Source organism: Pseudomonas brassicacearum (assembly GCF_009601685.2).
Taxonomy (GTDB): Bacteria; Pseudomonadota; Gammaproteobacteria; order Pseudomonadales; family Pseudomonadaceae; genus Aquipseudomonas; species Aquipseudomonas kilonensis_B.
The window spans coordinates 703,428-717,609 of record NZ_CP045701.2 but is presented as its reverse complement, the minus strand read 5'-3'; the positions used below and the strand labels follow the sequence as shown (position 1 = coordinate 717,609).

Genomic DNA, 14,182 nt, shown 5'->3' with positions numbered 1-14,182 from the left:
TCAGCGACGCGAGCGTGATGCCTTGGCAGACTGGAGGATGCGTTCGCGTTGGTGGCGGATTTCGATGAGCTTGCTGCGCATCTCACGGTGGCGTTTGCTATTGAGCAGCAGGAGTCCCAGCAGCGGCAACAGCACCGCAAACACGTACACACCTTGATGCGGCCCATAAGCGAACGTCGGCAGCACCGCCGCCAGACAGGCGAGGAAATAACCCGCCACCCACCCGATCGCCCAGGCGCGTCCGCGTGCGATCATGAGATTGCCCAGGACCAGGACACTCACCAGAGCCAAGGTGCCGAGTCCAACATAGTTGCTCCTGACGGAAGGCTCCAAGGCTCGCCAATAAGTGCCTGCGGACAAAACGAGCAGCGCAGACCCGGAAAAGCAGCCCAGAAAGATCGTACCCATGAACACCGGAAAATAATGGGCGAGGAACCGCTTCATTGATCCGCCGCCAATCATTCGGTGAACTCCTCATACAGCCCGACGGCAACAGTCTTCACGGCGCCATCGCCGGTATAACTGCCAATGACCCCCAAAGCACCACCGAGAGAATCCTTTATCTGAGTCAGCGTGGCATGCCTGATTTCAGCGGAAGAATAACGCTTGGGCAAGGCGCCCGCTCGTTGCTGCAGTTTAAGCAACTTCGCGGTAAGACTCGGATCTTTCAGGGTCAACAATTCCTTGGTCAGTTTGCTGCGCTCCTGACGACTCAGGCCCTTGAGCAACTGATACCAGCTCTTCCCGGTGCCCGCTGCTTTGCTGGCCTTCAGCAGCCGAACAGTCGTGAGAGCCGAGCCACCGACGCCCACAAGGGAAACACCGTCAAGAATGGGGCTTACAATGTTGTACCAATCGGCGTCGTTCATTTCATCGTTGCCAGTAGGATTGGTCAGCTCATTCGCCACCCGCATCCCCCCAATAAAGCACTGCGCGGTACTGGCCGTCGCGGCAGCGGCGCCCAAGGCGACGACAAAGGCACTGGCTCCGGCCGTAAAGGGCACAGCGACGCTCCCACTGAATACCACCACCCAACCGATGACCGCGGCGACACAGGACAAACCGGCATTCATCGACTCAGTCCCGAGCTTTGACTCACGCGGACTACTTTTTACCTGGTCAATGAATTGCTGTGGGGCGATGTATTTCTTCGCCTCGCGCAAGATGACTCGCTTGGGCGCGATGCTGCAAATCGGCTTGAATTCGCGCAGCGTCACCACGTTGTACTCGGAATCGATGTACACCACGCCCGCACCGGCGATGTTGGGATCGGCATCGATGGCAGCGAACAGACGCGGCAGGTTGACTTGGCTTTCGATGCGTTTGCGGGCCATGAACTGGGAAAAGCTCAGGTCCATGCCGATGCTTGTTGCGGCGCTGCTCATACGAATCGTCCTTGAAGAATTGGAGAGTTGATTTTTTATTGTGCCGTGCCCTGAAGTATCTACGCCAGCTCAGATTTCTGGCCTGACGACACCGACTCAGCGACGCGGTCGCGACGTCTTTGCGGACTGGAGGATGCGTTCGCGCTGGTGGCGGATTTCGACGAGCTTGCTGCGCATCTCGCGGTGGCGTTTGCTATTGAGCAATAGCAACCCCAGCAAGGGGAACAACAACCCAGTCACGTAGGCAACGGGATATGGTCTATAGCCGTAGGTGGGAAGGACAATGAAGAGGCAAACGAGATAGAACACAACGATGGCCCGAACACCCCACGACCGTCCTCTGATCATGAAGAAATGACTCAACGCCAAGAGCAGAGATAGCACCAGTGCAATCAGAAAAGAATATTTAGCCCGCTCAGGATCGCCTCGAAAATAAGTACTTGAGGCCAATGAAATCGAAGCGGAAACCGCAAAACAGGCTAGAAAAAAGGCGCCTATGAAGGTTGGAAAATAGTGAGCAAGGAACGCGTTCAATGAATGCTTGCGGTCCATCAACTAACCCCCCCGCGCATTAGCTTGATCGGCTCTGCTGCCTGGTCTCACGCTTGATCCGCTGACGTTCGTGGCGGATCTCCAAAAGTCGAGCACGCATTTCCCGGTGACGTTTGCTACTGAGCAGCAACACACCAAGCAAGGGCCAAAACACCCCCTCCGCATATATAAACTTGTGCGGATCATATTGGATAGTCGGCAAAACGGTTAGCAAGCAAGCAGCAAGTATGGCGACCATGACCCATGCGCACCAAGGTCGCCCTCGAACGATCAAATAGTTGCTGTGCACGATGACCATGGCGATGATAACGGTCGCCGCCCACCCGGAAGTCGCCCTGATATCCACTGGGACAGCTCGAAAATAAGTACTCATCGCTAACGATACCGTCGCCGAAGCAGCGAAGCAGCCTGCAAAAATGACTCCCATGAAAACAAAAAGGTAACGTACCAGGAAACTACGGATAGTCTGGTTCTGCTCCATTACTCCATCTCCTCATACAAGCCAACCGCAATGGTTTTGACATTGCCAGATATGGCGCTGCCGGCGAACCCCAATGCCGCGCCCAGAGAATCCTGTATCTGAGTAACAGTGCCATGCCTAAGCTGAGTGGGTGTGTAGCGCTTGGGAAGCCCCCCGGCAAGTTGCTTCAGCTTGATCATCCTGCGAGACATCTCCGGGTGTTTGATACTCAGCAATTCTTGGGTCAGTTTGGCTCGCTCCTGGCGATTCAAGCCTTTTAGAACGTCGCGCAAGCTTTTTCCTGTGGTTGCCTTTGCCACATTGACCAATTTGATAGTTGTGAGTGCGCTAGCCCCCACGCCCAGCAGTGATGCTGCGTCCAATCCAATCATCACGTTCTGATACCAAGCTTCGCCATCAAGGTAGTCATTCATGGACGGATCGACTATTTCATTGCGAGCCCGGTAACCACTACCCACACACTGGACGGTACTTGCAGCGGCTGCGGTATAAGCAATTGCGGACACCACCGTGCTGGCTCCAGCACTGAAAGGAATCAGCACGGTACCGCTTAGAACAACGGTCCAGCTGATAAATGCAGCAGCGCAGGCCAAACCGGTGTTCACCGCCTCAGCTACCAATCGCGATTCACGAGGATTGTCCTGTACCTGCTGGGCAAACTGAGCCGGAGCAATGTACTTCTGCGCCTCGCGCAAGATGATCCGTTTGGGTTTGATGCTGCAGATCGGCTTGAACTCACGCAGGGTCACTACATTGAATTCAGCATCGATCTACACCACACCGGCGCCGACGATGCTTGGATCGGCATCAATGGCCGCGAACAACCGTGGCAGGTTGATTTGGCTTTCTATGCGGCGACGGGCCATCAACTGGGAGATGCTGTTGTCCATGCCGATGCCGGGTAACGGAGTGCTCATATGAATCGTCCTTGAGAATCGGAGGGGGAGAATTTATCCACACTGGACCTTGCTCCCGCTGGGCTATGCCCTGTAGGAGCTGCCGAAGGCTGCGATCTTTTGATCTTTTGATCTTTCGCTTGAGATTTAAGTGTCTGGAGAAAGATCGCAGCCTCGTTGCACTCGACAGCTCCTACACCGCTCCTACACAGCTCCTACATAGTTCCTACATAGCTCCTACACAGCGTCTGCGCCGCCGAGCGGGAGCAAGCTCCGTCGCCACAAGGGCTACGCGGGCGCCACGATAACAAACGGCCAGCACCGCCGCTAGAAAGCAAAACGCCAGCACTTAGGCTGGCGTTTTGCGAGGTGGCAGGGCGATCAGCGCGGCACGACAGGCTTGCGCGCCGGCTTCGGTCCCTTGCCCTTGGCGGCGTCCTTGCGTTCCTTGGCGGCCTGCTGGTTGCGGGCGAATGCCGCGGCCTTGGCCTGCTCGCGCTTGTCCCACGGGTTGCCGCCGTCGCTGGCGCGCGGTGGCAGGCCGGTGTGCTGGGTCAGGATCTTGGTGGTTTCCTTGCCTACCTTGTGGCTGCCGGCTGGCGTCGAGTTCTTGCGACGGGCGCTCTGGTAGCTGTCGGTGGCCGGCTGGTGCAACGGAATCAATTGGTTCTTGCCCGGCCCGATCAGGTCGGCGCGGCCCATGCGGGTCAGCGCTTCGCGCAGCATCGGCCAACCCTTGGGGTCGTGATAACGCAGGAAGGCCTTGTGCAGGCGGCGCTGCTCCTCGCTCTTGACGATGGTCACCGCGTCGCTCTTGTAGGTGACCTTGCGCAGCGGGTTCTTGCCCGAGTGGTACATCGCCGTGGCCGTGGCCATCGGTGACGGATAGAACGCTTGCACCTGGTCGGCCCGGAAGCCGTTGCCCTTGAGCCACAGCGCCAGGTTCATCATGTCTTCGTCGGTGGTGCCCGGGTGGGCGGCGATGAAGTACGGAATCAGGTACTGCTCTTTCCCGGCTTCCTTGGTGTACTTCTCGAACATCCGCTTGAATTTGTCATAGCTGCCGATGCCCGGCTTCATCATCTGGTTGAGCGGGCCTTCCTCGGTGTGCTCCGGAGCGATCTTCAGGTAACCGCCGACGTGATGGGTCACCAGTTCCTTGACGTATTCCGGCGACTCGACCGCCAGGTCGTAACGCAGGCCCGAGGCAATCAGGATCTTCTTCACCCCAGGCAACGCCCGGGCGCTGCGGTACAGCTGGATCAGCGAAGAATGGTCAGTGTTCAGGTTCGGGCAGATGCCGGGGAACACACACGACGGCTTGCGGCACGCGGATTCGATTTCCGGGCTCTTGCAGGCGATGCGGTACATGTTCGCGGTCGGGCCGCCGAGATCGGAAATGACCCCGGTGAAACCCGGGACCTTGTCGCGGATCTCTTCGATCTCGCGGATGATCGACTCTTCGGAACGGTTCTGGATGATCCGGCCTTCGTGCTCGGTGATCGAGCAGAAGGTGCAGCCACCGAAGCAGCCACGCATGATGTTCACCGAGAAACGGATCATCTCGTAGGCAGGGATCTTCTCCTTGCCGTACGCCGGATGGGGGACACGTGCGTAAGGCATGCCAAACACGTAGTCCATTTCTTCGGTGGTCATCGGAATGGGCGGCGGGTTGAACCAGACATCGACTTCGCCGTGCTTCTGCACCAGGGCGCGGGCATTGCCTGGGTTGGTTTCCAGGTGAAGCACGCGGTTGGCGTGGGCGTAGAGCACCGCATCGCCACGAACCTTTTCCACCGATGGCAGACGGATCACGGTTTTGTCGCGGGTCATTTTCGGGCTCGCCAGGATCTGCACGACCTTGGCTTCGCTCGGATCCTCGACCGGCCCCTTCTCCTGCTCGATCGCGCAAGCAGCAGTGTCCTGGGTGTTCACATACGGGTTGATGATCTTGTCGATCTTGCCCGGACGGTCGATGCGCGTGGAGTCGACTTCGTACCAGCCTTGCGGCGTGTCACGACGGATAAAGGCCGTGCCGCGCACGTCGGTGATGTCTTCGATCTTGTGGCCGTAGGACAGGCGCTGGGCGACTTCGACAATCGCCCGCTCGGCGTTGCCGTAGAGCAGGATGTCGGCGCAAGCGTCGATCAGGATCGAGTTGCGCACACGGTCCTGCCAGTAATCGTAGTGAGCGATTCGGCGCAGCGAGGCTTCGATGCCACCGAGCACGATCGGCACATGCTTGTAGGCTTCCTTGCAGCGCTGGCTGTAGACCAGGCTCGCACGGTCCGGCCGCTTGCCCGCCATGCCACCCGGGGTGTAGGCGTCGTCGGAGCGAATCTTCTTGTCGGCGGTGTAGCGGTTGATCATCGAGTCCATGTTGCCGGCCGCGACACCGAAAAACAGGTTGGGCTCGCCAAGCTTCATGAAGTCATCTTTGGACTGCCAGTTCGGCTGGGCAATGATCCCGACGCGAAAGCCCTGGGCTTCCAGCAAACGGCCAATGATCGCCATGCCGAACGACGGGTGATCGACGTAGGCATCACCGGTCACGATGATGATGTCGCACGAATCCCAGCCGAGCTGATCCATCTCCTCCCTGCTCATGGGCAGGAACGGCGCTGGGCCGAAACACTCGGCCCAGTACTTGGGATAGTCAAATAACGGCTTGGCTGCTTGCATGTCGATAACCGGTATAAAAGATGAAAAATCGCGGGCGCGGAATATAGCACAAAAAATAACCAATTCCGACGGCTATGGTCGGAAATTGGTCGCGCACTGCACATCACATGGGGGAGCGAGCTTGCTCGCGAGGGGGTCAGCCCACTCAATGCATGTGTTGACTGTTATACCGCCATCGCGAGCAAGCTCGCTCCCACAGGAGAAGCACAACCTTCTGAAAAAGGGGTTTGCCTCAAGAGATGCCGAACAGGTTACTCGTCGTCATCAAAATTGTAGCTACCCGGCGCCAGGTTCTCGAACCGGGTGTACTTACCGATGAACGCCAGGCGAATGAAGCCGATCGGGCCGTTCCGCTGTTTGCCGATGATGATTTCGGCAATGCCCTTGTGCTCCGTCTCGGGGTGATATACCTCGTCGCGGTACACGAACATGATGACGTCGGCGTCCTGCTCGATCGCTCCGGATTCTCGCAAGTCGGAGTTCACCGGACGCTTGTTGGGGCGCTGTTCCAGGGAACGGTTCAACTGGGAAAGTGCCACCACCGGGCAGTTGAATTCCTTGGCCAGGGCCTTGAGGGAACGGGAGATTTCGGAAATCTCGTTGGTCCGGTTGTCGCCGCTGGAACCGGGGATCTGCATCAACTGCAGGTAGTCGATCATGATCAGTGCGATGTCACCGTGCTCACGCACCAGGCGACGGGTACGGGCGCGCATTTCCGACGGGCTGATACCGGCCGTATCGTCGATGAACAGCTTGCGGTCGTTGAGCAGGTTGACCGCCGAGGTAAGGCGCGGCCAGTCATCGTCTTCCAATTGGCCGGAACGGACCTTGGTCTGGTCGATACGCCCCAGGGACGAAAGCATACGCATGATCAGCGATTCGCCTGGCATCTCGAGGGAGTACACCAGCACCGCCTTGTCGCTGCGCAGCACGGCGTTTTCCACCAGGTTCATCGCAAAGGTGGTCTTACCCATGGACGGACGGCCGGCGACGATGATCAGGTCGGACGGTTGCAGGCCGCTGGTCTTCTCGTCGAGGTCGGTGTAACCGGTAGACAGGCCGGTGATGGCGTTGTCCGTGTTGAACAAGGTGTCGATGCGGTCGATGGCCTTGGTCAGCAAGTCGTTGACGCTCACCGGCCCGCCGGTCTTCGGGCGGGCCTCGGCGATCTGGAAGATCTGCCGTTCGGCTTCGTCAAGGATCTCGGCGGCAGTGCGGCCTTCCGGGTTGAAGGCGCTGTCGGCGATCTCGGTGCTGATACCGATCAATTGGCGCAAGGTCGCCCGCTCGCGCACGATCTGGGCATAGGCCTTGATGTTGGCGACAGACGGCGTGTTTTTCGCCAGTTCGCCCAGGTAACCGAGGCCGCCGACCTGGGACGTCTGCCCTTCCTTGTCCAATTGCTCGGCCAGGGTGACGACGTCGATCGGCATGTTCTGATCGGCCAGACGGGCGATCGCACGGAAAATCAGGCGGTGGTCATGCCGGTAGAAATCGCCGTCGGAGACTTGATCGAGCACACGCTCCCAGGCGTTATTGTCCAGCATCAGGCCACCGAGCACGGCCTGTTCGGCCTCGATGGAATGCGGAGGTACCTTCAGGGCAGCGGTTTGCAGATCGTATTGCTCGGGAGCGGTGATTTCGTTCATGGCCACTTCTGGTTATGAAAATCAGGAATTGCAGAAAGACAAAGGGCACGACCTGTAAACAGGATCGTGCCCGATGTTACCGGCAAGCACCCGAGGGTGCCAGCCGACAGGTATTGCTTAGGCTGCTACCACGACAACGCGTACGGTGGCTTCAACTTCGGCGTGCAGGTGCACGGCTACGTCGAATTCACCTACGTTGCGGATGGTGCCGTTCGGCAGACGAACTTCGCTTTTCGCCACTTCAACGCCGGAGGCGGTCAGTGCGTCAGCGATGTCGTGAGTACCGATCGAACCGAACAGCTTGCCTTCGTCGCCAGCGGTGGCAGTGATGGTCACTTCCAGCTCGGCCAGTTGGGCAGCACGGTCTTCAGCCGAAGTTTTACGGTCGGCAGCGGCTTTTTCCAGCTCAGCACGACGCTCTTCGAACGCAGCCAGGTTGGCAGCGGTCGCAGCGGTGGCTTTGCCGTAAGGCAGCAGGTAGTTACGACCGTAGCCGGCCTTAACGTTTACTTTGTCACCCAGGTTGCCCAGGTTGGTGACTTTTTCCAGAAGGATCAGTTGCATGTGAAAATCCTCTAACTTTTAACCTTCACCGTTCGCGTTGTCGGCGTCTTTCGGCGCCATACGACCGCGAAAATCAATCAGGCTGTCGACGATGGCCATGACCACGAGCAACGGACCGAGCAAGTGCATGAAAGGCAACAACGTCACGTACAACCCCACCAGCCAGAACGTGGCCAGTCGCTTCTGCGCCACCAGCCCGTGAATCAGAGCCAGGCCGGCGAAGACCAGCGGTACACTGCACAACGGCAACAGGATCAGTGCATGCAGCCCGAAAAACGGAGCCACACACATGACGGCCAGCAGTGACAGCGCCACGCTCTTGGGGAATCGGATGGCGCGAAATTCGCGACCGAAACCACCGGGGTTATACAACAACGCCTGCCAATAGCGCCCAAGAATCAGGCACAGCACGCTAAAGATCTGCAGCGAAGACGCTATCGAAATGATCATCAGCGGAGCGCTCAGGGCGGTGAGAGACGCCTTCTGGTCTGCCGAGAATGTCTCGTAGACCTCACCCATCGCCAGCGGCAGGACGTGTTCGAACGTCTGCGCCAGTGACTCGATGAAGGAGCTGAATACAGCTCCCAGACTCACCGCACACAACAACCCCACGGCCACGCTGCACAGCAGCACGCGGTTCCAGGTATGTCCGGCGCGCAAAACCAACGCCAGGCCACAAGCCCCGAGCAACACCAAAAGTGTTGTCGGGTCCTTCAGGAAGTACCAGCTCACCAACGCTGACAACAACCCGATACCCAGGACGCTCAAGGCGTCCGAACCGCGCCGCAGGAGCACAAGGCACCCAGCGGCGGCACTCAACCAGAACAACAGCGGCAATGCCGCGGATCCGGCCACAACCAACGTGGCCTGCACACGTCCCCGCATGATGAAGTCAGCTAAGGCGCGCATGCATTCAATCCCTTACTACTCGTCGACTGCCCGGTCTCAGCGGCCGTGGCTGTCGGTGTAGGCCAGCAGGGCCAGGAAGCGGGCGCGCTTGATAGCGGTGGCCAGCTGACGCTGATAACGAGCTTTGGTACCGGTGATACGGCTTGGAACGATTTTGCCGGTCTCGGATACGTAGGCTTTCAGAGTGTTGAGATCTTTGTAATCGATCTCTTTCACGTCTTCAGCGGTGAAGCGGCAGAATTTACGACGACGGAAGAAACGTGCCATGTGATTGGCTCCTTAAAAGGTCCGTGGATTACTCGTCAGCGTTATCGCTGTTGTCGCTGTCGCTATCGCTGTCATCGCCATCGGCGCTGTCAGAGTGCTCAGGACGGTCGCGACGCTCACGGCGCTCACTGCGGTTTTCTTCAGCCTTGAGCATCTCGGATTGGCCGGTGACGGCTTCTTCGCGACGGATGACCAGGTTACGGATCACTGCATCGTTGTAGCGGAAGTTGTCTTCCAGCTCGGCCAGGGCCTTGCCAGTGCACTCAACGTTCAGCATCACGTAGTGAGCCTTGTGAACATTGTTGATTGCGTAGGCCAGTTGACGACGGCCCCAATCTTCCAGACGGTGGATTTTGCCGCCGTCTTCTTCGATCAGCTTGGTGTAACGCTCAACCATGCCGCCGACTTGCTCGCTTTGATCCGGGTGGACCAAAAAGATGATTTCGTAATGACGCATGAATGCTCCTTACGGGTTGTAGCCTGCCGCTCAAAAACGGTCAGACAAGGAGTGAATGACACTTATGGACTTGTGGACGCTAGACACATAAGTGCCTGCCATCACAGCAAGGGGCGCAATTGTAGAGAAGGGCCGAGGGAGGTGCAAGGCAATTGGCGATTATTTGAACAACCACCGACGATTGCGAAGCTGAACAATGTAGGAGCTGCCGAAGGCTGCGATCTTTTGATCCTGATCTTTCGCTTGAGACTCAAGTGTCAGGGACAAGATCGCAGCCTCGTTGCACTCGTCAGCTCCTACAAGGGTATGTCAGGGCTTTTTGGCGACAGCCTTGACGCTGCGCTGGCGCAACGCTTCGAACAGGCACACACCGGTCGCGACCGAAACGTTGAGGCTACTGACGCTGCCGGCCATCGGCAGCTTGACCAGGTAATCGCAGTGCTCGCGGGTCAGGCGGCGCATGCCCTTGCCTTCGGCCCCCATGATCAGGATCGTCGGGCCCGTCAGGTCCTGGTCGTAAATACTGACCTCGGCCTCGCCCGCCGTACCGACCACCCACAAGCCGCGCTGCTGGAGTTTTTCCAGGGTGCGCGCCAGGTTGGTCACCGCCACCAGCGGAATCACTTCCGTCGCGCCGCAGGCCACCTTGCGCACCACTGGCGTCAAGGTTGCCGACTTGTCTTTAGGCACGATCACCGCCAACGCACCGGCCGCATCTGCCGAACGCAGGCAAGCGCCAAGGTTATGCGGGTCGGTCACGCCGTCCAGCACCAGCAGCAGGGGAGCGCCTTCGGTGCGATCGAGCAGTTCGTCGAGCATCGCCTCGCCCCAGACCTGGCTCGGGCTGACCTCGGCCACGACGCCCTGGTGCACGCCTTCGACCCAGGCGTCCATCTCGCGCCGCTCGGCCTGGCCCACCGCAACGCGGCTTTCGCTGGCCAGCTCGATCAGCGTCTGGACGCGTGGATCGCTACGCCCCTCCGCCAACCAGATCTGCTTGACCCGCTTGGGGTGATGACGCAACAACGCCTCCACGGCATGCACGCCGTAGATTTTTTCCAACTGACTCATGACTTGGCCTTGGGTTTACGCGCCCCGCCGCTCTTGGCTGGGGCCGAGCCCGCTTTCGGCGGGCCTTTACGGTGTTTGCTCGGCTTGCTGGTCGCCTTGTCCGGGGCCGACCTTCCAGCCTTTCCCCCAGACGCCGCTTTACCACCGTTCTTGGCTTCGGCCAGCAACGCCTGCTTCATTTCACGACTTTTGCGCAGCTCAGCGTTTTTTGCCGCCGCATCGCTCGGACGATAGGCTTCGACTACCTTTTCCTTGGCCGCACCGCGACGCCCAGACCTGGACGATGCTGGCTCGGCGGCAGTCTTGGCCGCAGGCGCCGTGGTTTCGGTACCGCGTTTCTTGCGGCCGATCGGCGCGCTGATGGTTTTTTCCGCCATCTCGAAGTCGATCTTGCGTTCGTCGAGGTCGACGCGCATCACCCGCACTTCGACGGTATCGCCAAGACGGAAGCTGCGCCCGGTGCGCTCGCCCGCCAGACGGTGATGCACAGGGTCGAAGTGATAGTAGTCGCCCGGCAGCGCGGTGACATGCACCAGGCCTTCGACATAGATATCGGTCAGTTCGACGAACAGGCCGAAACCGGTCACGGCGGTGATCACGCCCGGGAACGACTCGCCCACGCGATCCTTCATGTATTCGCACTTGAGCCAGTTCACCACGTCGCGCGTCGCTTCGTCGGCGCGCCGCTCGCTCATCGAGCATTGCTCACCAAGCTGCTCCAGGGCCGCTTCATCGTACGGATAGATACGCGCCTTCGGAATGGTCATCGCACCGGCACGCTTGACGTGCGGGGTGTTCATCTTCGAATGGATCACGCTGCGAATCGCCCGGTGCGTGAGCAGGTCGGGGTAGCGGCGGATCGGCGAAGTGAAGTGGGTATAGGCTTCGTAATTCAGGCCGAAGTGGCCTTGGTTGTCGGCGCTGTACACCGCCTGGCTCAACGAGCGCAGCATGACGGTCTGGATCAGATGGAAATCCGGACGGTCCTTGATACTCGCCAGCAGGGCCTGGTAATCCTTGGGCGACGGACCTTCCTTGCCCTTGTGCAAGGAAAGGCCCAGCTCACCCAGGAACGCCCGCAGTTTTTCCAGGCGCTCCGGCGGCGGACCGTCGTGGACCCGGTACAACGCAGGAATCTCGTGCTTCTTCAGGAACTCGGCGGTGGCCACGTTGGCCGCCAGCATGCATTCCTCGATCAGTTTGTGCGCGTCGTTGCGAACGGTCGGACGGATTTCGGCGATCTTGCGCTCGGTACCGAAGATGATCCGGGTTTCCTGGGTTTCGAAATCGATCGCACCACGCACATGACGCGCCCCCAGCAGCACCTTGTACAGCGAATAGAGCTGCTTGAGGTGCGGCACGACATCGGTGTATTCGCCACGCAGCTTGCGCGACTCGGCCAGCTTCGGCGTCTCCAGCATCGCGCTGACCTTGTTGTAGGTCAGGCGGGCGTGGGAATGGATCACCGCTTCGTAGAAGCAGTAGTCGGTCATTTCGCCGGACTTGGAGATGGTCATCTCGCAAACCATGGCCAGGCGATCGACCTGAGGATTGAGCGAGCACAGCCCGTTGGACAGTTGCTCAGGCAGCATCGGCACGACGCGCTCGGGGAAATACACCGAGTTGCCGCGTACCTGGGCCTCGGCGTCCAGCGCCGAACCGAGCTTCACGTAGCTGGAGACGTCGGCAATGGCCACGTACAACTTCCAGCCGCCGGAGAACAGGCGCAGCTTGCCAGGCTTGGCTTCGCAATAGACCGCATCATCGAAGTCCCGGGCGTCTTCACCGTCGATGGTGACGAACGGCAGGTGACGCAGGTCGATGCGCTTCTCTTTGTCTTTCTCTTCGACTTCCGGCTTGAGCTTGGCCGCCTCTTTCAGGACCGCCTCAGGCCAGACGTGTGGAATGTCATAGGTGCGCAGGGCAACGTCGATTTCCATGCCTGGCGCCATGTAGTTGCCGACCACTTCCACCACATCGCCTTGTGGCTGGAAGCGCGGGGTTGGCCAGTGGGTGATCTTCACCTCCACGAACTGACCGACCTGGGCGTTGGCGTTGCGGCCCGGAGTGACCAGCACTTCCTGCTGGATCTTCGGGTTGTCCGGGACGACAAAGCCGATGCCGCCTTCTTCGAAGTAACGGCCGACGATGCTTTCATGGGCACGGGACACCACTTCGACGATCACGCCTTCACGACGACCGCGGCGATCCAGGCCGGACACACGGGCCAGGGCCCGGTCACCGTCGAACACCAGGCGCATTTGCGCCGGGCTCATGAACAGGTCGTCGCTGCCGTCGTCCGGGATCAGGAAACCGAAGCCGTCACGGTGACCGGCGATGCGGCCCAGGATCAGGTCGAGCTTGTCCACCGGCGCATAGGTGCCGCGCCGGGTGTAGATCAGTTGAGCGTCGCGCTCCATGGCGCGCAGACGGCGGCGCAGGGCTTCGAGTTGGTCCTCGGTGGTCAGACCGAACTCTTCGACCAACTGCTCGCGGCTAGCAGGCGAACCCCGATCGGCGAGATGCGCCAGGATCAGTTCGCGGCTAGGAATAGGGTTTTCATATTTTTCCGCTTCACGAGCGGCCTCGGGATCGAGGGACTGCCAATCGGCCATTAGAGAGTTTTCACCTTGTCTATATGCGGGTTAGTTTGGCATAGGCTTAATGAAACGGGAAATTTCAAGCATCCGATCGCTTTTCTAAAGACATTTGGCCTGCCTTGGAAGCCCGGAAAAGCACCGCTCGTGAAATTTAGCGGTTTTTTTCTCAGAAGGGGTTTACAGTTAAAAAGACGCTCCGTATAGTGCGCGCCATCGACGACGTACACACGATGTCGATATTGCCCAGATGGTGAAATTGGTAGACACGCCAGCTTCAGGTGCTGGTGACCGCAAGGTCGTGGAAGTTCGAGTCTTCTTCTGGGCACCAATTTCGAGCAACAGGTCAATGACCTGGCAGCTCAACAAAAACCCGCGAAAGCGGGTTTTTGCATTTTTGCCCCCCTGCAATTGCATTTGGCAATTACTAAAACAAAAACAGGGGTTTACAGATCAAAATGCGCTCCGTATAGTGCGCCACATCAACAGCGGCAACGCTGAAGATGCTGCCCAGATGGTGAAATTGGTAGACACGCCAGCTTCAGGTGCTGGTGACCGCAAGGTCGTGGAAGTTCGAGTCTTCTTCTGGGCACCAATTCAAGTTTCAAGGTTACAACCTTGAACTTCACAGAAACCCGCGAAAGCGGGTTTTTGCGTTTCTGGGCTCTGGAA

The 14,182-nt window shown here is 58.9% G+C and carries 12 protein-coding genes, 2 tRNA genes and 1 pseudogene; 2 read left to right on the top strand and 13 right to left on the bottom strand.

The window, feature by feature from the left end; genetic code table 11:
• From GFU70_RS03075 to rnr, 13 genes and pseudogenes are all read right to left on the bottom strand, one after another.
• Window positions 1-462: a hypothetical protein gene (locus GFU70_RS03075; RefSeq protein WP_058546538.1), complete on the bottom strand. Its 462-nt coding sequence runs from the start codon at window positions 460-462 to the stop codon at window positions 1-3.
• The gene (locus tag GFU70_RS03070; RefSeq protein WP_058546537.1) at window positions 459-1,385 is read right to left on the bottom strand and encodes a hypothetical protein; all 927 of its coding nucleotides are present in this window, start codon (window positions 1,383-1,385) and stop codon (window positions 459-461) included. Before GFU70_RS03070 ends, GFU70_RS03075 begins: the two co-directional genes overlap by 4 nt.
• Before the next feature lie 96 nt (window positions 1,386-1,481).
• The gene (locus GFU70_RS03065) at window positions 1,482-1,937 is read right to left on the bottom strand and encodes a hypothetical protein (protein ID WP_153387581.1); all 456 of its coding nucleotides are present in this window, start codon (window positions 1,935-1,937) and stop codon (window positions 1,482-1,484) included.
• A gap of 19 nt (window positions 1,938-1,956) precedes the next feature.
• Window positions 1,957-2,418: a hypothetical protein gene (locus GFU70_RS03060; protein WP_153387580.1), complete on the bottom strand. Its 462-nt coding sequence runs from the start codon at window positions 2,416-2,418 to the stop codon at window positions 1,957-1,959.
• Window positions 2,418-3,335 (bottom strand): annotated as a pseudogene (locus tag GFU70_RS03055) (NAD synthetase). The gene GFU70_RS03060 and the pseudogene GFU70_RS03055 overlap by 1 nt, the downstream one beginning before the upstream one ends.
• A gap of 360 nt (window positions 3,336-3,695) precedes the next feature.
• Complete coding sequence (locus GFU70_RS03050; protein ID WP_058546535.1) at window positions 3,696-5,996, bottom strand: YgiQ family radical SAM protein; 2,301 nt, start codon at window positions 5,994-5,996, stop codon at window positions 3,696-3,698.
• A 251-nt stretch (window positions 5,997-6,247) separates the two neighbouring features.
• Window positions 6,248-7,645 (bottom strand): replicative DNA helicase, encoded by a 1,398-nt coding sequence (dnaB, locus tag GFU70_RS03045; protein WP_027911801.1) that lies wholly within the window; start codon window positions 7,643-7,645, stop codon window positions 6,248-6,250.
• 117 nt (window positions 7,646-7,762) lie between these two features.
• On the bottom strand, window positions 7,763-8,209 hold the full coding sequence (gene rplI, locus GFU70_RS03040) for a 50S ribosomal protein L9 (protein ID WP_058546534.1): 447 nt from the start codon (window positions 8,207-8,209) through the stop codon (window positions 7,763-7,765).
• An 18-nt stretch (window positions 8,210-8,227) separates the two neighbouring features.
• Window positions 8,228-9,118 (bottom strand): hypothetical protein, encoded by an 891-nt coding sequence (locus tag GFU70_RS03035; protein ID WP_116643286.1) that lies wholly within the window; start codon window positions 9,116-9,118, stop codon window positions 8,228-8,230.
• Between the two features lie 36 nt (window positions 9,119-9,154).
• Window positions 9,155-9,385, bottom strand: coding sequence for a 30S ribosomal protein S18 (rpsR, locus tag GFU70_RS03030; protein WP_002551829.1), 231 nt, complete (start codon window positions 9,383-9,385; stop codon window positions 9,155-9,157).
• A 28-nt stretch (window positions 9,386-9,413) separates the two neighbouring features.
• A complete protein-coding gene (gene rpsF / locus GFU70_RS03025; RefSeq protein ID WP_003186395.1) occupies window positions 9,414-9,842 on the bottom strand; it encodes a 30S ribosomal protein S6 in 429 nt (142 codons plus the stop codon).
• A 309-nt stretch (window positions 9,843-10,151) separates the two neighbouring features.
• Window positions 10,152-10,913, bottom strand: coding sequence for a 23S rRNA (guanosine(2251)-2'-O)-methyltransferase RlmB (gene rlmB / locus GFU70_RS03020; RefSeq protein WP_153387579.1), 762 nt, complete (start codon window positions 10,911-10,913; stop codon window positions 10,152-10,154).
• Entirely contained in the window at window positions 10,910-13,528 is a 2,619-nt protein-coding gene (gene rnr, locus GFU70_RS03015; RefSeq protein WP_058546532.1) for a ribonuclease R, read from the bottom strand. Before rnr ends, rlmB begins: the two co-directional genes overlap by 4 nt.
• 226 nt (window positions 13,529-13,754) lie before the next feature.
• On the opposite strand from rnr, the gene GFU70_RS03010 reads away from it, so the two are divergent.
• Both GFU70_RS03010 and GFU70_RS03005 read left to right on the top strand, forming a co-directional pair.
• Window positions 13,755-13,841, top strand: a tRNA-Leu gene (locus GFU70_RS03010).
• 177 nt (window positions 13,842-14,018) lie between these two features.
• Window positions 14,019-14,105 (top strand) — tRNA-Leu (locus GFU70_RS03005).
• Window positions 14,106-14,182: the final 77 nt, after the last annotated feature.